Genomic DNA, 22,939 nt, shown 5'->3' with positions numbered 1-22,939 from the left:
GATATTCCCAGTTAAAACGGTGCCTAAAGCACCGTTGAAATGAAATTACGTACGCGACCATTTTCAGGATCATCCAGCACCTGCTGGGTTGGGCCTGCAGCCACTATCGCCCCCGCCTCCATGAACACGATGTTATCGGCCACTTCACGCGCAAAGCCGATTTCATGTGTAACAATCACCATAGTGATGCCAGAGTGTGCCAGTTGCTGAATGACCTGGAGTACTTCCCCCACCAGCTCTGGATCTAACGCGGAAGTGGGTTCATCAAACAGCATTACGCCGGGATCCATCGCTAAGGCACGAGCAATCGCCACGCGCTGCTGCTGTCCTCCCGACAGATTTTGCGGCCATTCATCTTCGCGTCCCGCCAGTCCCACCTGTTGCAGCAGTTTTCTGCCTTTCTCGGTTGCTTGCTGACGGCTCTGTTTTTTCACCCGCATGGGCGCATCAATAATGTTCTGCAACACGGTACGGTGCGGGAAAAGGTTGAACTGCTGAAACACCATGCCAATCTGACTGCGTTGCCGCGCAACGTCACGGCTATTGAGTTCGTGCAGCGCCTGGCCCTTCTGCTTATATCCCACCATTTCGCCACCAATACGGATGGTGCCACCATCGAGCTTTTCGAGATGGTTAATGCAGCGCAACAGGGTTGATTTGCCTGAACCGGATGGGCCGAGGATCACCGTGACCGAACCCGCTGGAATATCAAGGTTTACCGCATCCAAAATCGTGTTACCGGAAAAGCGCTTAGTGACTTTACGTAACGTAATTGCTTCAGCCATTGCTGACACTCCTTGCGGCTTTAGGCAGCGTAAAACCGGTAATAATGCTCAGCCAACCACGCTTTTCCTGGCGCGTGACGCCACGGGAGAAGTAGCGTTCAACATAATATTGTCCGATCGACAACACCGAGGTCATCAGCAGATACCACAAGGTGGCAACTAACAGCAGCGGGATCACTTCATAAGTACGCTGGTAAATAATCTGCGCAGAGAACAGAACGTCTTGAAGTGAGATAACTGAAACCACGGCGGTCGTTTTAAGCTGACCGATAATTTCGTTACCCGCAGGCGGCAGAATGGCGCGCATCGCCTGCGGTAAAACGGTATGACGAAAAATTTGTGCTGGTCGATAACCCAACGCACGGGCCGCTTCAAGCTGACCATTTCCTACGCTTTGGATACCGGCTCGCACAATTTCAGCCGCATAAGCAGATTGATGCATGACTAAGGCGATCACTGCTGCACTGAACGGACTCACTAACGCGTTAGATTGCGCACTCCAGAGCTCACCGACTCCCGGCAAAGAGAGCGCAATTGTGGGGTAAAGTGCCGCGATGTTGTACCACAGAAACAGTTGCACCAGCATCGGCACACCGCGGAAGAACCAGGTGTAAGCCCAGCTCACTGCAACCAATACTGGATTGGATGAGAGTCGCATCAAGGCCAGTACGGTTCCGAAAGCAAAACCGAGCACGACTGATATGGCGGTGAGCTGCAGCGTCATCAAAACGCCCTGCAAAATTGACGCTTCAGTAAAACTCTCAGCGATAACGCCCCACTCAAAGCGTGGGTTGTTCATCATCGAATGCGCCATTGCCACTACGCAGAACAGCACCACCAAGGCGCTGAACCAACGACCGTAATAGCGTTTACTTACGATGCGTAAATCATCAGTGTGTTCGGAATGTGAACTCATTTGAAAATCTCTTCGTTACGTTTGGCTTCCGTTACTGCACCGAAACCAATGCCCCAATGATCGAGAATTTTTTGGTAATTGCCATCTTTGATCAGAGAATTCAGCGCGGCCTGGACAGCAGGTTCAAGCGGAGAATCTTTCGGGAAAGCAACGGAAACCGGCGCGTCATCAACATGGATTTCACCGCTTAACGCCAAAGGTTTGATCAGCTTGGTCTGCCAGCTCAGGCCCTCATAAGGGCCAAAAAACATCGGCACGCGACCACTTACAACAGCCTGAACACCAGCAGGGCGATCGGGAAATACCGCCACTTTGATCGGCTGCTTCCCAGCGGCTTCACAGGCTTTGCTGGCTTGTTCCAGTCGCATGATTTGCGTTGTTCCCGCGCCTGCACCGACCTCTTTACCGCATACGGCATCAAAGGCGGTAAAAGGGGCAATGTTGGCAGACTTCAGAGAAATAATGCCGAGGCGACTGGCGTTATAGTAGCCAACAAAATCGACCTGTTTCAGGCGCGTTTGCGTGGCATTGATGTTAGATAAGGCAACATCGTAGCGACCGGTTTTTAAACCCGGAATGATATTGTCGAAACCGCCGGTATCGCGCCATTGCACTTTGATACCCAGACGTTCACCCACCGCATTCATGATGTCGATTTCACGGCCTGCCAGGGTTTTATTGTCTTCCTTAAAGAAGGTGGTTGGCGGCGTATTAGGGTTGGTTCCAGCGACGATATATCCGCGCTGAGTAATATCTGGCGGCAGCAGGCTCTTTAGTTTGGCATCGGCATCGACATGCAGCGAACTGTCAGTGGGAACAGAAACATCGGCAGCGTTAGCGAAGTGAGTGGCCATTACGAGCGCTAATAAGGTCATTCCTTTAGTTAATTTCACTGGAACCTTTCTCCTGATAAGAATCATCAAATATTCTCCAAAATGGGAGAATTAACATCATCAAAGTAAATCGTTTATAACGTTACACCGCCGCCAATTCATTGGCTGTCGCTGACGCAGATCATTGTCTGTGAATATATGCATCTATAACAAATGCGAAAAACATCTAAGCTTTTGCTAAAAATGACTTTAGGAAGGGTATTTAGGAATAAAGCTATGCCGGGGGTTATTACCCTATACTTTTAAAAGAGAAAGTCGTGTTTATAGTTATTAATTAAATCAAACAGTAAAGCCAGGTAAGACGGCCTAAAAAAATCAATACATACAATAAGTTTGATGCGATTCGACATAAAACAGCCGATCAATCCAACCGCCAGACATAAGATTAATCGCGATGCATCAACCCTTTATTGCTCTAAAGAATTAAAGCAATATCGTTATAGGTATTCCGTTAAGTTATTAGATATAACATTTAAAATCTATTTTAAGTCACTCACATCAATCTTAACGCTTATTTATTATTTACTGCTTATTTTAATTATAGTCATGATGACATGAACATGAGTGACATATCACTCAAGGCTAACTTTTCACCTTCGAATCGATGCCGCAATGCATAATAACTTTCACAGGACGTAATTTGCAGTAAAGCATCTGAATAGTTATTTAGCGCCTCACGCATTTGGTCCAAATAATTATGTGTATCATAAACGCGGTCAATTCCTTCCAGTGCATGGTTCATGATTTTTCGAGCGACATCGTTTGGCGTATCTAATGCAGATAACTTCGAACGTGCGGTTCGACGCAGGTCTCGCGGTGAAAATGGCTCAAGCCCTAATCCGCGCGGTGCCCGAATCATCCGCCGCAATGCCTGGTTAAGTGCGCCTTTCGATAGCGGTTGCTGCGCATCACGCGGCGCGGGAACTAGCCAGGGCGATCGCGAATCCGATGATTTTATTAACTGTTCGATACACAGACGCATCAGCGGTGAAATCGGCAAAATGTGTTCGCGCTGCGACTTGTTACGCGTGCCCTGCTTCCACAAACCCAATTGCAGATCAAACTCAGATTTCTGGGCCTGAATAATTTCATCTGGACGCCGCGCACTCGCCAGGCACAAACGCAGCGCCCAGCGCGCTTGTTCTGAAAGCGCCCAGTTATCAAGCCCATGCCAAAAAACCCAGATTTCGGCGTCAGATAATTGTCGGGTTCGAGGCGGCGTAGCGCGCCCGGCCACATCGCGTTTTTTCATGGAGGCGATTGGCGAATGATCGAGATAACCCTGAATTTCCGCCCAGGCTAAAAACTGTTTAGTTAAGGCAAAAACGCGCCGCGCTTCTTCTTTTTTACCGTCAGCGATCAGGATGTTGTAAAGGCGATTCAATCGTAACCGGGTAATGCTTTTCAGCGGAAGTGAGCCGATCTGCGGCAGCACATGTTTGAGTAAAGAGGAGATAGCGATCTCGGGTCGACGTCGAGTAACCAGTAACGAAAGTTTTACCCACACTTTCATCACCTGCTCTACCGAGCCTTCATCACCAAAATTATCGAGTTGGCCAAGTGAAGAGGTTTTGATGTCGTCCAGCCAAACCAAAACATGACGACCAACGTGTGATGAAGACAGTGTCATTCGCAAACTTTCCCCTTTCCAACGCGCAGCTACACAGGTGCTAAACGACGCATTTTACTGTCCAATTGCTTGTGACTCCAGACTTAATAGGTCTGGAGTCACAAAGACGCGTTTTAACGTATTTTATTCACCTTATCGACCTGATTACCGGCTCAAAATTAGAATCGAGCTGCGTTTTTTTGCTGTTTATTTAACCAATTGTGGAGGAATGTAAAGGTGACACGTCAATATATACAATGATAACTATTATCATTATCATACGCATTTACTTACAAACGTTAACGTATCAGGGAGATTGATTAAGTGAATGTAACTACGCATGTCCAGAAGCGTCCCATTGCGCTTTTGCTGGCTGGACTGTTGAGCACTTCTGCTTACGGCGCTAATGAAGAAGAAACGGATAAATTGGCTGACGGTGAAACCATGTTAGTCACCGCCGAACAGGAATTAAAACAACAACCTGGCGTCTCAACCATTACGGCGCAGGATATTGAAAAAAGCCCGCCTGTAAATGACCTTTCCGACATCATTCGCAAAATGCCTGGCGTCAATCTTACCGGTAATACGGCTAACGGCAGTCGCGGCAATAATCGCCAAATTGATATTCGTGGGATGGGACCAGAAAATACCTTGATCCTGATTGATGGTGTTCCCGCCTCTTCGCGCAACTCTGTACGTTATAGCTGGCGCGGCGAACGTGATTCCCGCGGCGACACTAACTGGGTGCCGCCGGAAATGGTGGAACGTATTGAAGTCATTCGCGGTCCTGCTGCCGCACGTTACGGTTCTGGCGCAGCGGGCGGCGTCGTTAACATTATTACCAAACGGCCCACTAATGACTGGCATGGTTCGTTATCGCTTTACACTAATCAACCGGAAGATGACAAAGAAGGTGCAACGAAACGCGCCAACTTTAATTTGAGCGGCCCGCTGGCAGGCGACGCATTAACGATGCGCTTGTACGGCAACATCAATAAAACCGATGCTGATGCTTTCGACATCAACACCGCAGAAAATGGTTCTGCCGCAGCTGGGCGCGAAGGTGTGCGTAACAAAGATATCAACTCGGTACTTTCGTGGAAAATGACGCCAGAGCAAATTCTGGATTTTAGTTATGGCTATAGCCGACAAGGCAATATCTACGCTGGTGATACGCAATACAGTAACGGTGGCGGCAACGCGCTGATTGAATCTCTGCAAGGTGATGAAACCAATCGCCTTTACCGCCAAAGTTATGGCATCGCGCATAACGGTATTTGGGATTGGGGACAGTCGAAACTGACTTTCAACTACGAAAAAACCAACAATACGCGTTTGCAGGAAGGAACCACCGGCAGCAGTGAAGGCCGCATTAACAGCAATACTTACACCACCAGCCGGTTTGAAAGTTACCGCGCTGGCAGCGAAGTCAGTTTCCCGCTGGAATTATTGCGGGATCAAACGGTTACTCTCGGTGCTGAATGGAATCGTGATGAGCTTAACGATCCGGCATCCATGCAGGCAACCAACGCATCCGGTGTTGTCATTGGTGACGTAAGCGGCGATGCTTCAGCCCGAAACAGTAAAAACACCGCAACCATCAGTTCACTCTATTTTGAAGACAACATTGCTGCGACTGACAGTACAGAAGTAATCCCCGGCTTGCGCTTTGATTATCACGATAGTTTTGGTGCTAACTGGAGCCCAAGCCTGAATATTTCACAGGGCTTAGGCGATCACTTCACGTTGAAGGCCGGTATTGCACGTGCATTTAAAGCACCCAACCTTTATCAATCCACAGAGGGTTATCTCCTTTCAACGCGCGGCAATGGTTGTCCAATCGGTATCGCCACCGGCAGTTGTTATTTATTGGGTAACGAAGATCTGGATCCTGAAGTTAGCGTAAACAAAGAGTTGGGGATTGAGTTCATCAATGAAGGTTACGTCGCTGGCATTACCTGGTTCCGTAATGATTACAAAAACAAAATTGTCGCCGGTACCGATATCATTGGCTATGCCTCGAATGGTAATAACATTCTGCAGTGGAGCAACGGCGGCAAAGCTGTGGTTGAAGGCCTAGAAGGTAACATGACGATCCCGGTCATTCGTGACACGTTGGAATGGCGTACTAACGCAACGTACATGATTCAGTCAAAAGACAAGGATACGGGGAATCCGCTTTCGATCATTCCCGAGTACACCATCAACACCATGTTGGACTGGCAGGTTACGCAAGATTTTTCCAGTAACCTGAACTGGACAATGTATGGTCGTCAAAAGCCGCGTGAATATGCAGAATCACGTACCGAAGCAGGCTCATTATCGACCAAAGAAGTGGGTGCCTATTCTGTTTTCGGTCTGAACTTCAATTACGACCTGACCAAAAATTTGCGGGCTAATGCCGGCATCAGCAACCTGCTGGATAAGCGTATTTATCGCGAAGCGGAAGGTGCTTCAACCTATAATGAGCCCGGTCGCGCATACTATGCTGGCTTAACAATGTCCTTCTGATTACGGGCTATTCTCAAAAAAGCGCTTCTTTATGAGGCGCTTTTTTTATTTAAAACAATTAGATAAGTGTTACTGTGTTTTTGTCGTCGATTTTATCAGGAAGATTCGTAGAGTTTGGCGTGGGTCTTTTCAGATTTAGGTTGTGAACATAATGATTCTAGAGAGCACGCCCTCCTTTAGTGACAACGTCACCTATATTTCCTTTGAAAAATTTCACTCAGCATGCAAATATACAAAGCATATACGTTTCATATAGGCATAATATGGGCATTGTAAAAATTTCCGACCTTATGCATGAGAATTTGCGTATCGCCAGTCAGGCGATGAGTCGCTCCATTAACTCTCAAGCAGAGCATTGGTTGAAGTTGGGCATGATGGCCGAACTCTATCCACAGCTGAATCAGCATGAACTGGCGCAAATGTTAATTCGCGCCGAACTGGATGGCAGTTCAGATATTCGTAACTTAGTCGTTAGCGACAATCTCACTTCACAAGGAGATGTGTAATGAACACAGTAAAAATTCACACGGCACGGGAAATTGAAATGGCGCGTTCAGCGGGTCATGCTGCCGCTAAAGTGCTGGAGATGATCACTCCACACGTCAAACCCGGGATCACGACAGAAGAACTTGACGATATTTGCCATGATTACATCGTCAATGAGCTGAAAGTTACGCCCGCGAACATTGGGTATCACGGTTATACCCGTACCACCTGTACTTCTGTTAATCATGTGGTTTGCCATGGCATTCCCGCTGCGAAAAAGCTCAAAGATGGCGACATCGTGAATATTGATGTCGCGATCATCAAAGACGGATGGTATGGCGACACCAGCCGTATGTACTTTGTTGGGCAACCTTCAGTACGCGCCAAACGTCTGGTAGAAATCACCTATCAATCCATGGTTGCGGGCATTAAAACTGTTCGTCCTGGCGCAACCTTAGGGGATATTGGCGCTGCAATCCAACGCGTCGCGGAAGGCGCCGGTTTTTCCGTGGTGCGTGAATATTGCGGACACGGCGTAGGCGAGATTTATCACACCGATCCGCAGGTGCTGCATTACGGCACACCGGGCGAAGGCATGCCGCTTAAAGCAGGGATGATTTTTACTATCGAGCCGATGATCAATGCAGGCAAAGCCGGAACCAGTTTGCTTTCCGATGGCTGGACAGTAGTGACCAAAGACCGTTCACTCTCCGCGCAATGGGAGCATACCGTTGCCGTGACCGAAGACGGTTTTGACCTGTTAACGCCGTGGCCTGAAGGAACCGGCGATTATCCGGCCATTTGATTCTGAGAAAATAAGGCGGAAGCGCCGTAAGCGCTTCCGTTAAAGATTAGTGCTGTGATGTGGATTGCCTTAGCTGAATGCCATTGCGTCCAGCGCGTTTGACCCGATAAAGTGCTTCATCGGTATAACGCAACCATTCATGGATCGAACCCGCCTCTCGTGCCGCAGCGATACCGATGCTGACGGTACATTGATAGTCAGGGGAAGCGGGTAAGCGGATCAGTTCGATCTGATTTTTGATTCGCTCTGCCATGGCAATGATGGTGACATCATCTGCATCCCGAACGATAACACCTAACTCATCGCCGCCAAAACGTGCGGGCACGTCCTTCATTCCGACGTTGTCACGCAGCGATCCCGAAATCTCTGCCAACAAGAAATCTCCCGCTTCATGGCCAAACGTGTCGTTAACATGCTTGAAATGATCAACATCCAGTAGCATTAGATACGCATTACCTTCGCCACGTTTGGTGCGAAGAAACTCGCTTTCGAGACGGTGTTCAAACAGGCGTCGATTAGGAATTTTTAAGCCTGGATCCATTAACGCGATGCGCTCCAGTTCGCTATTTTTTTTCCTTAAACTTAGCGTAAGGTTGTGCGATACCACACTCAGCGCCAGTAAATAACCGGTTGCCAGTGGCAACGTTAACCATACGGTGCGCGTCGAAAATTCCGTTTCTATCGGGGCGCCTTCCAAAGCCCAGACCAAGGCAAAAGCAAACAAAAAAGCCTGAACAGCGGCGATCAACTGTGACCAGCCCCCGGCAGAATAACGGTCAGAAATCAGAACCGCTATAATCACAAATGAAGGCAGCGGACTGAGCGCCATCAACCCAACCCAAATACCACCGAAAGCGGCATCGAGAGTTAAATTGTTGCGTTCGCGTCCGGTGGCATCACATGAATTTAACGCTAAACGGTAGGCGATATAGGGCCAGGCAAAAGCATTTATGAACAGCAATCCACAGGCACCCAAGCTTTTTCCCTGCTCCATCAAGACGGATAAAATGGGCAGAAAACACAAAAATGTACCCAGTTGGCGCATAGCAAACATGCGACGTACAAAGCGTGTCGAACGCAGCTTTAGATGGTTGTCATCAGGTGAGTAGTAATTCATCAATTAACAGCATCAACGTAGGGTTAAAGCAGTTTATCGAGATTTAACTTAAATAGGGTAATTTTTTGAGACTTTTCAGGTTGAAGTATGATTTTTTTAAATATAAGAAATTCGAATCGTTACGCTCAAGGTGGAAAGCTAACGCATAGAACCGCTTCCGATCGCTAATTCTCTTTAGCTAGCGCGGTTTCAACAGAAATAAATTTAACGTTTCTTTATTCCGTTCTGGAAAATGTCAACGCATGCTGTCTCCTGCCATCACGAAAATATTCTGCAAAACAGGCTTAACCAGGACGGTTATCACCTAATGCTAACAGTTGACTGCGCAACAGTTAATGCAGGAAATGGTTCATTAGTTTTTATATTTCAATAATAAGCCAAGCGGGATAATGTAATAGCATCCTCATAGCACTGGCATTCGAGCAGAGCGTTGCCATCTCGACTTAAAATCCAATAATAAATTTCTATCTGTTTTTTGGGTTATTGGTCAGCGCTACAGCCGCAGCCCAGGATCAGGCTGCGGCAAACGCTTTTTTTCTCACGTTTTATGATAAAACAGAGGCTAACTTTCTTTCCGTTAGTGATATTACTCAATAGAAATGAGTATTGCGCTAGCGACTATTACAGCAAAACAATAAGAGTTCTGTTTTAAACTATATATTTTAAACCTGATGCGGCTGACGACGATCCTGTTTTTCACGTTTCGATGATTCATGAAGATCGCATGACGCGGGTAAAGATAGGCTGATCAATCCGGCAATTACTAATGAAGCCGCTAAAGCGCAGACGGCGACATTTTGGCCGTAAAGATAAATCATGATGCCGACCAGATAAGGACCACAAAATCCCCCTAAATTACCTAATCCATTAATGACGCCTCGTGCGCTGCCCGCGACTTCTGGCGAGGCAATACGTCCAGGAATAGACCAGAATGGACTGGTTGCGGCTTTCAGGAAGAATCCACAGACCACCAACGCGATGTAGGCAGCCACGATGTGGTTGCGTAAAATCACTGATGCCAACAGCGCGGCAGCAAAGCAAAACAGTGAAATCATTACCCACATCCGACGTTTACCTGAACGGTCGCTGAACAGAGAAATAAGGTAAATACCCACCATGGTCGCGACAAAAGGCAGCACCGCCAGCAAGCCTACATTCGCCATATTTGCGCCTGTCAGATTTTTCAAAATACTCGGCAGCCACAAGGTGTAGCCATAATCACCGGTTTGATAGAAGAAATTGAGTGCGACCAGCTTCATCAATCCTTTATTACGAAAAACATCTTTAAGCGGCGCTTTGCTAACGGGTTGTTTGGACTGGCGTGCGGCGCGCTCACGGCTAAGCGCTTCAATCAAATATTCTCGTTCACGTTCCGGTAACCATCGTGCTTCTTCTGGTCGGTCACTGATCACTAACAGCCATACCAACAACACGACGGCAGAGAGTAAGCCTTCGATGATAAATAACCACCGCCAGTCTGCCATATTGATGATCATGCCCGAAACAGGTGCCGTTAACATGCCACCCAGCGGCGCAAACATCATGACAAAAGCGTTGGCGCGGCCTAGCTCTTTTTCCGGGAACCAGTTGCTGACCATGGTTAATACCACTGGCAGCATCCCACCTTCAGAAACACCCAAGACAAAGCGTAGCGCCAACAGTTGATAGTGATTGGTCACAAATCCAGTCGCTATAGAAACCACCATCCAGGCTATTAACGACCAGGCGATAAAACGCTTACCACTGCCATTTACCGCAATACGGCCACCGGGCACCTGTAAAAAAAGATAACCGATAAAAAAGATGCCGCTGGCAATGCCCGCCATCTGACTGGTAATGGCAAGGTCCTGCTCCATGCCGCCGGGTAAAGCAAAACTGATATTTACGCGATCCATAAAGGAGATGATGCAGGTAATCAGAATCGGGGCTATCACGCGCAGCCAGCGTGTTCCGGGTATCTTATTGTTCATATCACGCCCTCTGTTTTAAGCAATACGCAGCTTTAACGATGGGCCAGAAGCTCATCGTTATTGCAAAATTGAGTGAGTTAAATTGCGTTTGGTAGAGTTTGCTGCTTGAAGAAGGCATCAACGTTGGCGTAAACCACGTCGCGCATTTTTTGTCGGGTTTCATGGGTAGCGCTGCCGACATGCGGCTGTAAAACCACATTCTCTAACGCTATAAGCTCAGCTGGAACCTGAGGTTCATCTTCAAAAACGTCTAAAGCAGCGCCTGCTATTGATCGGTTTTGCAAGGCAGTGATTAACGCCTTCTCATCCACTAAGGATCCGCGAGCGATATTAATCAGCCAGGCATGTTTCGGCATTGCAGCCAACACAGAGTCGTCAATCAGTCCACGCGTCTCTTCACCGCCCGATGCAGCAACCACCAAGAAATCGCTTTCTTGAGCCAATGAAATTAAATTATCTCGGCATACATACGGCAACGCGGGTTTAGCGCTTCGACTGAAATAACTGACTGCCATATCGAAGGCTGCAGCACGCTTAGCAATAGCGCGCCCAATGTTGCCCATGCCGACAATACCGATACGTTTATTACTTACCTGAGTGCCGAGTGGCGGAGCCTGTGTAATCCACTGACCTTGTCGTACAAACTTATCACCGGTAACCAGATTACGCGCCCCGCTTAAAATCAGGCCGAGCGCCATATCCGCGACATCATTGGTCAAAACGCCAGATGTGATAGTGACAGCGATATTATGCTGACGGGTGTAATTCAAATCTACGCCATCCGTTCCAACACCGAAAATAGCGATTAAACCCACATCAGGCAGGTGCTCAAGCACCGCGTTACTTACGCCGACATCGCCACGCGTAACCACCGCGCGGACTGTGCTGCCATGTTGATTAAGCCATGCCAGTGGCTCAGCTTGTTCGTAAAGGCGAAAGACCTCAAAGCTATTGCTCAGCTTTTCCAACAGTGAGTCAAGAACAGGTGCGATTAATAAAACAGTGTGTCGGGTAGATGAAGTCATCAGCATTCCTCATAACAGTTACGTTCGGCAGATGACCTCTATTAAAGGCGATTTTGAGCTTTTTATTGTGACTAAGGTCACGTCAAATAGTGTTACTAATTTGTGTTACCGATGTCGTGATCTTGCTGACTATTCAGGTAGTTGGAAGGGTTCAGATCGTCGCACCCATCGATAACCGATAATGCAGATCAACCTGCTCAATGGTTGGCTGGTGACGCAGTTTTTTAATCAGAATCTCTGTCGCAATCTTGCCCATTTCAAAACGTGGAGTAATCACGCTCGCCAGCTTTGGCGTTGTTACCTGACCAATTTCTAAACCATGAAAACCCGCAATTGCTATTTTTTCAGGTACGTTGATGCCTGCTGCCCGGCACTCCTGTAACACGCCAACGGCTAAGTCATCATTGGTACAAAGAATGCCGTCCATATCAGGATACATCTGGCGGGCTAGCGTCATCATGCCGGTTCCAATCGACACCGAAGAGACCTTATTCGGCACAATGCGGCCATCAGGTAACGCTGCGGCGCTCATCGCTGCACGGTAGCCTGCGTAACGCTGCTCATCACGAATATCTGACATCGATCCAAAATAGATAACGCGCTTTTTGCCGCTACCAATCAACATGTTGGTCATATCAAACCCGGCGCGATAATTATCAAAACCCACATTGATACGTCCCGGAGTTTGACTCAGACCCATCACTTCAGCCACCGGAATGTTAGCTGCTTTTAAATATTTTTCTGCGCGTACGGTATGTGCCGATTCAGTTAACAAAAGTGCTTTAACATTGAAAGCTAATACCGTCGCAATTTGTTCTTCTTCACGCTGGCTATCGTAATCATAATTAACCACCAATGTCTGGTAGCCTTGCGTCGCCGTAACCGATTCTATACCCGCTAATAAATCAGCAAATATCTGATTATGAAAAGAGGGAATTAATACGCCAATGCGCGGCATAGCCTGACTTGCCATGGCAGGATTATCAGCATCCGGTTGATACCCGACTTCTTCAATAACGCTGGCGATGCGTTCAGCCGTTTCAGCTTTCACTTTCTCTGGGGTACGTAAATAACGGCTTACCGTCATTTTTGTTACACCCGCTAGCGTTGCGATATCGTGTAACGTGATGCGCTGCATTTTCATTGACTCTTTCCGTTGAACGTCCATCCCGTCTGCATAGTATGCCCGGCGAAACAGCAATGTTGAATCCCTGGAAGCCGCGTAATGCGGCGATTTAACTGCAAAATACGCGATGCCTCACAGCAAGTGTAACTGAGTTTTGTAACATCATTTAAAGTGATCTCCATCACAGTTTTGTTAGCTGTAAAACCGTGAGATAGCATCATCAATTTCGCAATCAAGGCGAGTTTTCGATGAATACACTTTTCAGTCTGGCAGGTAAACGTATTTTGCTGACTGGTTCAGCGCAGGGGATCGGCTTTGTTATGGCGCGCGGTTTAGCTGAACAAGGGGCGGAGGTGATTATTAATGGCACCCATGCTGAGCGTGCTGAAAACGCGGCAATGAAATTACGCGATGAGGGATTCACTGCCCATATTTCGTTGTTTAATGTTGCCGATGAAGCAGCCGTTGAGCAGGCCATTACGCAGATTGAAAATGATATTGGGCCGATTGACGTATTGTTTAACAATGCCGGCATCCAGCGGCGACATCCCTTTACTGAATTTCCGCTGAACGAATGGAACGATATTATTGCCACCAATCAAACCGGCGTATTCATTGTTTCGCAATGTGTAGCCAAAAGAATGGTGGCACGTAAAAAAGGCAAAATTGTTAATATCTGCTCAATGCAAAGTGAATTAGGCAGAGACACCATTACGCCTTATGCAGCAGCAAAAGGTGCGGTAAAAATGTTAACGCGCGGCATGTGCGTCGAGCTGGCTCGCCATAATATTCAGGTGAATGGCATCGCACCCGGCTATTTCCAAACGCCGATGACGCAAGCACTGGTCGATAACGCTGAATTCTCAGAATGGCTCTGTAAACGTACGCCAGCAGCACGTTGGGGTAATCCTGAAGAACTGGTTGGCGCTGCCGTTTTCCTCTCATCAAAAGCCTCTGATTTTGTTAACGGCCATCTGTTATTTGTAGATGGCGGCATGTTGGCGGCAGTGTGATCTTATTAAGGAGAAACTGAGATGGCAGGACAATGCATTATCGTGATGGGCGTTTCCGGTACAGGTAAATCAACTGTGGGTATGGCGCTGGCAGAAGCGGTCCATGCCAAGTTTATTGACGGTGATGATCTTCATCCGCGTTTTAATATCGTGAAAATGGCAGCAGGCGAAGCATTAAATGATGATGATCGTATGCCTTGGCTTGAGCGGCTCTCTGATGTCATTTTTAGCCTTGACCAGAAAAGTGAATCGGGTGTCTTGGTCTGTTCTGCGTTGAAAAAACGCTATCGCGATAAACTCCGTACGGGAAACCCGAATCTGCGCTTTATCTGGCTTAACGGCGACTATGAATGTGTGCTTGAACGCCTGAAATGCAGACAAGGTCACTTCATGCCTGAAGCGTTACTTTTAAGTCAGTTTGCCACGTTAGAAGCGCCAGATGAGGAGGAGAACGACGTCATATCGATAAATATCGCACCTTCACTCAGCCAAATTGTGAATCAATGCGTAGATATTTTACGTGCAGATACACCCTTGCCTGCTCGTCTGGCCTCTTAATAGTGCGTTTCATGCCTCGTCAGAATGAGGCATGAAAACACCTTTAGTTTATTTAATGTTGCTGCGTCGGCCTCGTCGCCAAAGCACGATAACCACGAGTAGCACCACCATAGCGACGATAATGCCCGGCAAAATCCACGGCTGTGCTTGTGCCAGTACCGGTGGATGCCCACCTTTGCGAATCCAGGCGACATCACCTGCCGTTACGCGAACCTCAGCATTTCCATAATTGTGCAGGACAAAGTTACTGATTTCTGCGATTTGTTGATCTGTCAGCTTATCAACGTAAGAAGGCGAGCTAAAACCCGGCATCAGGACGTCACCGTCTGCGGTTTTACGCTGAACGCCGAACAAAATAGCGGCAATCAGGTTGTTGGGGTTACGCATTCCCGTCGCCGTATTGTGAAACAGAGAAGGATAAGCCTGATTCACACTGCCTGCGCCATCTGGCTGGTGGCAACTGGCGCAATTTCCGCTAAATAAAACGTCTCCATTGCTTAAGCTGTGATTAGCATTATTCGGGTTGCGCCCACGAATGCTGTTTTCAACATCCATCGGTTTACCATATTGATAAGCGGGTTGAGTCTCCCCTTCTTCCCGAATGGGAGCCGTGCTTTTCAGGTAAACAGCGATAGCATTGAGATCGCTTTCAGGAAGATATTGCAGGCTATTTTCTACCGCTTCAGCCATGCCGCCTGCGGCCTGATTTTTGCCCTCTGCGCGGCCGGTTTTTAGATACTGGACCAACTCCTGATTCGTCCATCCGCCAATGCCGCTAATCGGGTCAGAGGTAATATTTGGCGCATACCAGCTGCCAAGCGGTCCACCCGCCAGCGGTTGATCGCTTTTTTCCTGCATCAAGACGCCTCGTGGCGTATGGCATGTATTGCAGTGCGCAAGCCCGTTTACCAGGTAATTACCGCGATTCCATTCTGCGCTTTGGCTGGCATCGTTTTGATAGGGTTCTTTATCCGCAAACAGCAGGTTCCAAAAGGTCATACTGAAGCGCATGTTGAAGGGAAAAGGTAATTCGGTCTGTTGATTAGCCTGCTCGACCGGTTTCACCCCGTGCATGAAATAGTAATAGAGCGCATGGAGATCCTCATCCGTCATTTTACTGTAAGAGGTATAAGGCATAGCGGGATAGAGTTTTGCGCCATCGGCGCGCTCGCCCAAGCGAACAGCATTTGAAAATTCAGCCTCGCTATACTGTCCAATACCGCGCGTGCCGGGGGTGATATTGGTGGAGTAGATCGTTCCCATAGGCGAAGCGATGCCGTAGCCGCCGCTAAATGCATTCTTGCTGCCGGGCGCGGTATGACAAGCCTGGCAGTCGGATGCGATAGCGACCTGTTCGCCTCTGGACAAGAGATCGCTATTGGGGGTTTCAGCCTGCGCACTTAATGTCATCATGGCGGCGAAAGAGGTGATCAGCAGGCGTTTCATGCGAACTCCTTCATGCGCAGGCTGATGTCATGAGCCGCTTTTAAGCCTAATGCCGCCATCGTCAGCGTGCTGTTGACCACGCTGGCAGACGGAATCGCGCCGCCGCCAGGAAGCCAAAGGTTTTCATGGTCAAAGGCCCGACAATTACCATCTACCACGGCATCTTTACCACTTTTCCCCATGATCACGCCGCCCATAATATGGTTATTGGCGTTCAGACCTTGGCTGATCATGAACTCCTTACCATTAAACAATTGCCCGATCTTTTCGAGTTGCACATGTGAGGCTTCGGCACCTTTACGCACATAGTCGCCCACATCGTAATAGATATCGGGGCATGGCAATCCATGCGGGTCTTTACGGGTTTTACTCAGGGTTAAGCGGTTTTCAGGATCCGGCAGGGGTTCAAGGCTAATGGAGAGATCAACGCTGTGTACCGCGCGGTAACGAATCTCTTCGTCCAGCTCTTTACCCACCAAGCCTTTCGCTAAAGCCTGCTGTGTTGCCGTCACGACGCGCGAGATATTATTCAGAATGACTTTATTGGCTGAATAGTCACGACGGAATTCCCCATCGCGATAGCCCACCATACAGCTGCTTTGAGCGGGTCCACGGCCAAGCCAAACCGGCTCTTTAGTCAAGAAGGAGCAGTGGAAGCCGGAGTGATCCATCATGTTTCGACCAACCATGTCAGAACCATTGGCAATCCCGTTGGGATTAGCGTCATTAGCCGCCATGAGCAGTAAACGCGGCGTCTCAATGCCATTGCAGGCTAATGCAAAAGCGTTAGCCGTGACTTTATGAGAGGCGCCGGTGTTATCCAGCCAGTGAACAGCAGTGATACGGTTGTTATTATCGGTATCCATTTTGTAGACCACCGCTTCTGCCAACACCACCGCTCCTGCACGCTCAGCACGTTCTACATGGTGAATACCGTTGTACATCGCTCCGATGGGGCAGATGGGTTGGCAATTGTTGTTGCCGCAACAGGTGGGACGCCCTTCCCAAGGGCGCGTGCTGCGACCTTGCGGTATCGGCACCAGATTGTACCCATGAGGATTGACCACGCTGGCGAAATAATTATCACCATGAGCAAAGGGCACCATATCCATCGGATAAGGCTGACTACGTTCTACCGGCGATTGTTTGGCAGGATCATTCGGGCCAGCCACCCCAATTTCATTTTCCGCTTTGCAATACCAGGGTTCCAGTTCGTCATAGCTGATAGGCCAGTCGCGGCCCACCCCATATTTTGACTGCATGACAAAGTCACTTGGGTGATGGCGCCAGCAGGATGCGGCCCAGTGCCACGTTGTTCCACCCACGGTGCGCAAATAGCCTTGTTGGAAGCTCGACGCATTTGGGCCTGTGACATTGACGTAGTTGTTACGCGGAAAATAGAGTGGCGCCGGGGCAAATTTTGACTGCGGATAAAGCCCCTGAAAATCTGATCCTGCACGATTTGCAAAGGGCATGTTGCGCCAGTTCTCTACCGCTTGAGCACGATCAATTCGCAAGCCGGCTTCCAGCACCAGCACAGAGTATCCTTGACTGACTAACTCATTAGCCATCATGCCGCCAACGATACCTGAGCCCACAATAACAATATCTGCTGAGGCGTCGCCTTGAGCAGTAAATACCGGTTGTTTATTCATTTTTTATATTTTCTAAATATGTTTCTAAGGGAGTTAAAGGCTGGCGATCAAACCGTCATTTTCAACGGGAACAGGCGCAGTCCACCACATCGGACCCTTGCTACAATAGGTTGGTACAACCAATCCATCGCGCACGGTTTGGTACATCAGGGCCTGTCTATAGGCGACCAATGTGCCGTGATAATCATCACCTACCGTTCCGGTATACCAGGCTGTAACAATCTGATAGAGAAATTCGTTTAAACCTGCTTGCGTGGCTTTAGTCATGAACTGCCTGGCATCGATTCCCGCTATCGCTAATCGTTCTAGTTGGGAAATACGGGCGACAAATTGCGGATCGCGTTGAGTAAATACCTCAAGGAAACGTGCTGCCAATGCACTATCGATTTGCTTATGTTCAGTAATCGTTTGTGACACGGTAATGAAGGCTTTCACCGGATCACTGGCGCTGGCGATTGTGGCGGCAAAAGAGATACCCGGTATCGCAGCAATAGCGCCGGTAAGGGTTAATCCAGCAACCGCACAGAGGAATTCTCGACGAGTGGAACCGGTTCCATTTTTATTTAAAGCTGCACTTTTTGTAGCTGATTCGTGCTTCATGGGTTTTCCTGGTTAGAAGGACAAGCTTTGAAAGGTGATGCAGATCACGGATATTACCGCTTCGTTGCTGTTTTTGTTAATGAGATATAGCGAAAAGATGTCGCCATGTTAATAAATTCGCTCTAAATGATAATTTTGTTTCTTAAACAACCGTCTTATGCGGATGTGCATCGAAGCTTGTTCACTTTCTGTTGCGGATATAACACGCTGGCCTAAGCCGTCATCCTTAAATTCGATTGGACAGTGCAAGTAATGGATGATAATAATTCTCGTTTATGACGGGATCAGGCTAGCCCGCCCTTATCTGACGTTTTGGAGAATCACTGCATGGCAGCCGGGTATCGTCTGTTTAACGTTCACTTAGAAAGCAAAACCCTGCTTTCACCTTCAATGCTGCGCTGCGTGTTTGCCGGTTCTGAAATCAGTGAGATGAAACTTGATGGCCCCGATCAACGCATAAAGTTGCTGTTTGCCGCTGAGAACGGTGAATGGACGCGCATGTCTGTGAGCGATACCTGGTACGAAGATTATCTGGCGCTGCCGAGACATTGCCGACCTCTGTTACGCACCTATACCCTGCGCGCCGTATCGCGCGAAAGGCAGCAGGCGGTGGTTGATTTTGTTATGCATGGTGAAACGGGTCCGGCTTCTCGCTGGGCTTATAATGCCCGGCCCGGTGATGAATTGCAGATCGTCGCACCGAATGCGTTGGCCGAAACAGACAGCGGCGGCTATGAATGGCTTCCTCATGAACAGGTTCAGCAAGCTTTACTGATCGCCGATGAAACGGCCCTGCCTGCAGCCATGAGTATTCTGGAGGCGCTTGCACAGCAAACAAGCCCCCCGACAGTTCGGGCATTTTTTGAAGTGCCTTTAAGGGCAGATTGCGTGATGCAGGGCGATTTCCCCTTCGCGGAAATTACGTGGTTACCCCGTGAGGAAACCGGCAGTACCGTTTGGGGAGAACGCTTGCTGGCAGCGATCAGGCAAGACGTGCCGGTTCCTGCGCTTGCCTGCAAACCACAGAATGGCGAGTTGCCTGAAACAGGCGAGGATGAGTTATTGTGGGAACGAGCTGAAGGTAATCAGCCTTTTTACGCCTGGGTTGCTGCTGAATCTTCAGCCGTGAAGCGCCTGCGCCGTTATCTTCTTGATGAGTGCTGTCTTGATCGCAGCACCCTCAACTTTATGGCTTACTGGTCATATCGTGCGTGATAGCCGTTATTGATAGGGCTATAAGCCACGTGATTTTAAGCCAGAGCGGGTGAACTGTCGGTTGTTCCACAAAAATTCAGGAACAAATAACCCTGCTCTCTTTAATACAATTAATTACCTGTTAATTCCTCTGGGGCCGATTAAAATAAGGGAAATTTTTTATTGAGAAATTCATAATGCCAAATATTGATGTGCACAAAGACGATGCGCAATTTATGCGTGATTTACTGGATGAGGACGTGGTGAAAATTGAATCATCCTCCATTCATGCCGACAGAATTCAGCAATCTCTCCACATCGCTATAGCGCAGAAGAATATTGAAATTGAGACAGACTGGAAGCGTTCCACCACCTTTCTGGCTCTTTTTCTGTTTCTTTATGCCGCACTTGGCGCCTCACTTACCCTCGATTTATCTGCAAGCGAAGCGGGTCATAAAAGTATTGAATATGCTTTGCAGGCTATCCCCGTATTGATTGCTTTTTCGGGTTTCTTTATCTCTATTCTTTTCGTGTTTATTAGTCGAGCCAGCGCCCGTAAACAGGTTGACTGGGAAAAAACCATTCATACCTTAGAAAAATACTCTGTGGGAAATTTGTTCAAATTAACCCATTCTCAGGGTGCGGGAACCAGCAACTATTCCCTTCCTTCCATTTATATCTCGCTCGCGTTATTTATCTGCTTAACCTGGATGATTATTTATAACTACCTGACTTTCACCACCAGTGGCGTCTTTGGTAGCGTAATATCTCTGTTCATCAGCACAATGACCTACGTTATTTTGGATATTCAGTTACTGAAGCCTTTTAAGCACGCGGCAGAAACGACGCAGATTGACGCCAAAAAAGAAGATGAAAACCAAGGCTGATCAGATTTGATTACCTTGCAGAATCGTCAGGCATCACGCTGGCGATTCTGCCACGCTATTAGCACCCTAACTGGCTGGCAAATAATCCGGCAGCGCGTACCGCATCCACTGCAATCTGGCCAAGTTGCTGATTAATCGCATCAGCAAGACCAATAGTTGAGAAACCGGTGCAAGAGAATGCAATGACTTCAATGCCCTGCCGGTAAAGCTCATCCGCGCAGGCCAGCGCGCTCTGTCGTCCCTGAGATGACAGGAGATCGGTGGTATTTAACACCCCTTCAGGCCGTGCATAGATAACCGACTCGCCGAGCAGCGCTTTGAACGGGCGCGGTGCTTCCGCCCCAATTCCCATTACCGCAACGGGGCGTTGTAGCATCGCCGCAATACTGGCGGAGGCGCTACCGGCGCTAATAACCGGTATCGTTACTGTTTTGCGCAGCGCCTCTAATCCCGGATCGGCAGCACAGCTCAGGAAAATGGCATCACATCCTTCCGCCTGAAATTGCTGGCCTAGCGCAATGATTTTCGGCACGGCAATCGCTTCGCTGGCGTCGTCAAAAATGCCTTTTGGCTGATCGGGTATGCAACGACTTATCGAATCCAGTCCATATTGCTGGTGAATCAGCCGCCCATGCTCTTCAACAAAATTCTGATCCTGGTGGGTAAGTACCCGAATAATTCCTAACATTTTACAATCCCGTTAAAGCCAATGAGAGAAGGTTGTTAGCAGAACACTGCCGCGATACATATTTAACAAGAAGATATAACGCGTAAAAAAAATACCGTCTACCGACAATCAAGCACGGGAAATAATAAGCGTTGTTACTCAATGATAAATTCCGATTACCATCTTGGCCTTGACCAATCCGTTGATGTTTTCCTTATTACCGCGTCGGGTTTGCGTGGTTACCACGCTTTTATTCTCTGGCGCAAACTTGAGATGCTGAGCCTGCACTGATAAATGTCTGCCATTGGTCTTTGTCTGAATGCGTGTGCTGAAAACCCAGGCTACGCTCAATGGATACCGAGACAGAGGAGAAACTCATGAAATTTGATAATCAAGATGCGTTTGAACTTACGATGGCATTCATGAACCGCAAAGAGAACATTTCTAGTGCCACAGGTTATTTCAAATCATTCGTTGAAACCTACCAAAAATTTGATCGATGGTTAACGTCGCCCGATCCGATAAAAGCATTAGCGGATGAAAAAACAGCGGCAAAGGCCAAAGAAGAGACGCTGTTCTAGGTCTTGGTTCCTGTTATTTGTTTCAGGTAATGATTGAGTCGTGCAGTTACGCGAAACGCTTAATGCACGGCTAATCTCACACTAACTTTTACTGAGAGAATAGCTGAAGACTTTGCCGTTTTTCATCTGCACTGTCAGCGTTTTCCCTTCGGTAGTATCCATTGCTCTGGCTTCGCTGTAAGTCCATTTCAGAAGTTGTTGTCCATCAGGATAAGGCGTTTCTGCATTGGGTTGGCCGAACAACGCAATCAACTCTGGTTTAGTCGTCACCCCTTTTTGGATTTTCTGAAAGCCGGCGTTATCAATATTTCGCCCAACAGAGTTAGAGCAACCGCAGAGCAACAGAATGATGCCAGCAACGACTAAAGCTTTGTTCACACTCTGATTCCTGTAAGAAAGTCTGACTCGGGTCTTAACGAATAAAAAACCGCCCGTAGGCGGCTCTCTTTATTTTGTTTCTTCTAGCTCAAGCGCATCCTGAATAGCATCCGCAAGGTTTGCAATTTCATTCGCTACAGCCTGTAAATCCCAGGCTGCTTTAGAACCGTTAGCGGATGTTGCTGCACTGACAGATTTTTCCGCTACCGCTAACGCAGCCGCTACGGCGACCGTACGCTTGTGCTGCTCTTGCGTAACGCCTGCTGATGGCAGTCCAAAATAATCGTTAACCATTGCCTTTCCCTTTTTAATCCTTTGAAGCTACACCTTAACTTTTGAGCCCTGCTTCGTGAAGCTAATTATTGCGTTTGTTTAGCACATCAGACAAATCTCTCAGGCGCTTCGTCTGTATTCTGTACCAGTGCATACCTTCACCCATAAAAAAACCGCCCTTAGGCGGTGAAAATTATTAAGCTTTTTATATTCAGTTATTTAACTGAATCTGGCAGTTCTGTTTTTGTATAGTTATACAGTTTTCCGTTGCAATGCAAAGGCCCAACCCGACCGGCTTCTAGTAGCATTTGCTCAAGGACATTTTCAAAGACGGATGTACCATGATGGGCGCGCAAAATGCACATCTGTCTTAAAACTGATTCTTTCGGCATATTACCGCGCAATGCGGACGTGAGCATTAAAGATGCCCACCTTCTGACTTCA

The 22,939-nt window shown here is 48.1% G+C and carries 22 protein-coding genes; 8 read left to right on the top strand and 14 right to left on the bottom strand.

Annotation, left to right across the window (positions count from 1 at the left end; genetic code table 11):
• Nucleotides 1-23 precede the first annotated feature (23 nt).
• The 4 genes from MUG06_RS17050 to MUG06_RS17035 all read right to left on the bottom strand — a co-directional run bounded on the left by MUG06_RS17050 (nucleotide 24) and on the right by MUG06_RS17035 (nucleotide 4,224).
• Nucleotides 24-785 carry an amino acid ABC transporter ATP-binding protein gene (locus tag MUG06_RS17050; protein WP_243079356.1) on the bottom strand — a complete coding sequence of 254 codons (762 nt, stop codon included), beginning with the start codon at nucleotides 783-785 and terminating at the stop codon, nucleotides 24-26.
• Entirely contained in the window at nucleotides 778-1,701 is a 924-nt protein-coding gene (locus MUG06_RS17045) for an amino acid ABC transporter permease (RefSeq protein ID WP_243079355.1), read from the bottom strand. Before MUG06_RS17045 ends, MUG06_RS17050 begins: the two co-directional genes overlap by 8 nt.
• A complete protein-coding gene (locus MUG06_RS17040) occupies nucleotides 1,698-2,594 on the bottom strand; it encodes an ABC transporter substrate-binding protein (protein WP_243079354.1) in 897 nt (298 codons plus the stop codon). The genes MUG06_RS17045 and MUG06_RS17040 overlap by 4 nt, the downstream gene beginning before the upstream one ends.
• 544 nt (nucleotides 2,595-3,138) lie before the next feature.
• Nucleotides 3,139-4,224 carry a site-specific integrase gene (locus MUG06_RS17035; RefSeq protein ID WP_243079353.1) on the bottom strand — a complete coding sequence of 362 codons (1,086 nt, stop codon included), beginning with the start codon at nucleotides 4,222-4,224 and terminating at the stop codon, nucleotides 3,139-3,141.
• 303 nt (nucleotides 4,225-4,527) lie between these two features.
• On the opposite strand from MUG06_RS17035, the gene MUG06_RS17030 reads away from it, so the two are divergent.
• The 3 genes from MUG06_RS17030 (at nucleotide 4,528) to map (ending at nucleotide 8,005) form a co-directional block, all read left to right on the top strand.
• Nucleotides 4,528-6,714, top strand: coding sequence for a TonB-dependent siderophore receptor (locus MUG06_RS17030; protein WP_347568900.1), 2,187 nt, complete (start codon nucleotides 4,528-4,530; stop codon nucleotides 6,712-6,714).
• 263 nt (nucleotides 6,715-6,977) lie between these two features.
• Nucleotides 6,978-7,220, top strand: a complete 243-nt coding sequence (locus MUG06_RS17025) for a ParD-like family protein (protein WP_215848456.1) — start codon at nucleotides 6,978-6,980, stop codon at nucleotides 7,218-7,220.
• Nucleotides 7,220-8,005, top strand: a complete 786-nt coding sequence (map, locus tag MUG06_RS17020; RefSeq protein ID WP_215848457.1) for a type I methionyl aminopeptidase — start codon at nucleotides 7,220-7,222, stop codon at nucleotides 8,003-8,005. Before MUG06_RS17025 ends, map begins: the two co-directional genes overlap by 1 nt.
• A gap of 46 nt (nucleotides 8,006-8,051) precedes the next feature.
• Here map and MUG06_RS17015 read toward each other — a convergent pair whose 3' ends face one another.
• The 4 genes from MUG06_RS17015 to MUG06_RS17000 form a co-directional block, all read right to left on the bottom strand.
• Entirely contained in the window at nucleotides 8,052-9,122 is a 1,071-nt protein-coding gene (locus MUG06_RS17015) for a diguanylate cyclase (protein WP_243079352.1), read from the bottom strand.
• A gap of 662 nt (nucleotides 9,123-9,784) precedes the next feature.
• Nucleotides 9,785-11,092 carry an MFS transporter gene (locus MUG06_RS17010; protein ID WP_243079351.1) on the bottom strand — a complete coding sequence of 436 codons (1,308 nt, stop codon included), beginning with the start codon at nucleotides 11,090-11,092 and terminating at the stop codon, nucleotides 9,785-9,787.
• 77 nt (nucleotides 11,093-11,169) lie between these two features.
• Nucleotides 11,170-12,117, bottom strand: coding sequence for a 2-hydroxyacid dehydrogenase (locus MUG06_RS17005; protein WP_243079350.1), 948 nt, complete (start codon nucleotides 12,115-12,117; stop codon nucleotides 11,170-11,172).
• Nucleotides 12,118-12,268: 151 nt separating this feature from the next.
• Nucleotides 12,269-13,261, bottom strand: a complete 993-nt coding sequence (locus MUG06_RS17000) for a LacI family DNA-binding transcriptional regulator (protein WP_243079349.1) — start codon at nucleotides 13,259-13,261, stop codon at nucleotides 12,269-12,271.
• Nucleotides 13,262-13,491: 230 nt separating this feature from the next.
• Between MUG06_RS17000 and idnO the strand changes: the two genes are divergently transcribed.
• Both idnO and MUG06_RS16990 read left to right on the top strand, forming a co-directional pair.
• Nucleotides 13,492-14,256 (top strand): gluconate 5-dehydrogenase, encoded by a 765-nt coding sequence (gene idnO, locus MUG06_RS16995; RefSeq protein ID WP_215848461.1) that lies wholly within the window; start codon nucleotides 13,492-13,494, stop codon nucleotides 14,254-14,256.
• A gap of 21 nt (nucleotides 14,257-14,277) precedes the next feature.
• A complete protein-coding gene (locus MUG06_RS16990) occupies nucleotides 14,278-14,814 on the top strand; it encodes a gluconokinase (protein ID WP_243079348.1) in 537 nt (178 codons plus the stop codon).
• 48 nt (nucleotides 14,815-14,862) lie between these two features.
• Here the strand turns inward: MUG06_RS16990 and MUG06_RS16985 are convergent, their stop codons facing one another.
• The 3 genes from MUG06_RS16985 to MUG06_RS16975 are packed head-to-tail and all read right to left on the bottom strand — an operon-like array spanning nucleotide 14,863 to nucleotide 18,515.
• Nucleotides 14,863-16,260, bottom strand: a complete 1,398-nt coding sequence (locus tag MUG06_RS16985; RefSeq protein WP_243079347.1) for a cytochrome c — start codon at nucleotides 16,258-16,260, stop codon at nucleotides 14,863-14,865.
• Nucleotides 16,257-17,915 (bottom strand): GMC family oxidoreductase, encoded by a 1,659-nt coding sequence (locus MUG06_RS16980; RefSeq protein WP_243079346.1) that lies wholly within the window; start codon nucleotides 17,913-17,915, stop codon nucleotides 16,257-16,259. The genes MUG06_RS16985 and MUG06_RS16980 overlap by 4 nt, the downstream gene beginning before the upstream one ends.
• Nucleotides 17,916-17,948: 33 nt before the next feature.
• A complete protein-coding gene (locus MUG06_RS16975; protein ID WP_243079345.1) occupies nucleotides 17,949-18,515 on the bottom strand; it encodes a sorbitol dehydrogenase family protein in 567 nt (188 codons plus the stop codon).
• A gap of 327 nt (nucleotides 18,516-18,842) precedes the next feature.
• Between MUG06_RS16975 and MUG06_RS16970 the strand changes: the two genes are divergently transcribed.
• Nucleotides 18,843-19,730 (top strand): siderophore-interacting protein, encoded by an 888-nt coding sequence (locus MUG06_RS16970; protein ID WP_243079344.1) that lies wholly within the window; start codon nucleotides 18,843-18,845, stop codon nucleotides 19,728-19,730.
• A gap of 215 nt (nucleotides 19,731-19,945) precedes the next feature.
• The gene (locus tag MUG06_RS16965) at nucleotides 19,946-20,596 is read left to right on the top strand and encodes a hypothetical protein (protein WP_243079436.1); all 651 of its coding nucleotides are present in this window, start codon (nucleotides 19,946-19,948) and stop codon (nucleotides 20,594-20,596) included.
• A gap of 58 nt (nucleotides 20,597-20,654) precedes the next feature.
• On the opposite strand, the gene MUG06_RS16960 is transcribed toward MUG06_RS16965, so the two are convergent.
• The gene (locus tag MUG06_RS16960) at nucleotides 20,655-21,284 is read right to left on the bottom strand and encodes an aspartate/glutamate racemase family protein (protein WP_243079343.1); all 630 of its coding nucleotides are present in this window, start codon (nucleotides 21,282-21,284) and stop codon (nucleotides 20,655-20,657) included.
• Between the two features lie 356 nt (nucleotides 21,285-21,640).
• Between MUG06_RS16960 and MUG06_RS16955 the strand changes: the two genes are divergently transcribed.
• On the top strand, nucleotides 21,641-21,844 hold the full coding sequence (locus MUG06_RS16955; RefSeq protein WP_215848466.1) for a hypothetical protein: 204 nt from the start codon (nucleotides 21,641-21,643) through the stop codon (nucleotides 21,842-21,844).
• Nucleotides 21,845-21,925: 81 nt separating this feature from the next.
• On the opposite strand, the gene MUG06_RS16950 is transcribed toward MUG06_RS16955, so the two are convergent.
• Together MUG06_RS16950 and MUG06_RS16945 are read right to left on the bottom strand one after the other, a co-directional pair.
• Nucleotides 21,926-22,222: a hypothetical protein gene (locus tag MUG06_RS16950; RefSeq protein ID WP_243079342.1), complete on the bottom strand. Its 297-nt coding sequence runs from the start codon at nucleotides 22,220-22,222 to the stop codon at nucleotides 21,926-21,928.
• Nucleotides 22,223-22,291: 69 nt separating this feature from the next.
• On the bottom strand, nucleotides 22,292-22,516 hold the full coding sequence (locus tag MUG06_RS16945; protein WP_215848468.1) for a hypothetical protein: 225 nt from the start codon (nucleotides 22,514-22,516) through the stop codon (nucleotides 22,292-22,294).
• Between the last annotated feature and the right edge of the window lie 423 nt (nucleotides 22,517-22,939).

This window comes from Pantoea sp. MQR6 (genome assembly GCF_022761075.1).
In the GTDB taxonomy this organism is placed as follows: domain Bacteria; phylum Pseudomonadota; class Gammaproteobacteria; order Enterobacterales; family Enterobacteriaceae; genus Pantoea; species Pantoea phytostimulans.
The sequence above is the reverse complement of the archived record's forward strand: the minus strand, read 5'-3'. Positions and strand labels throughout refer to the sequence as shown.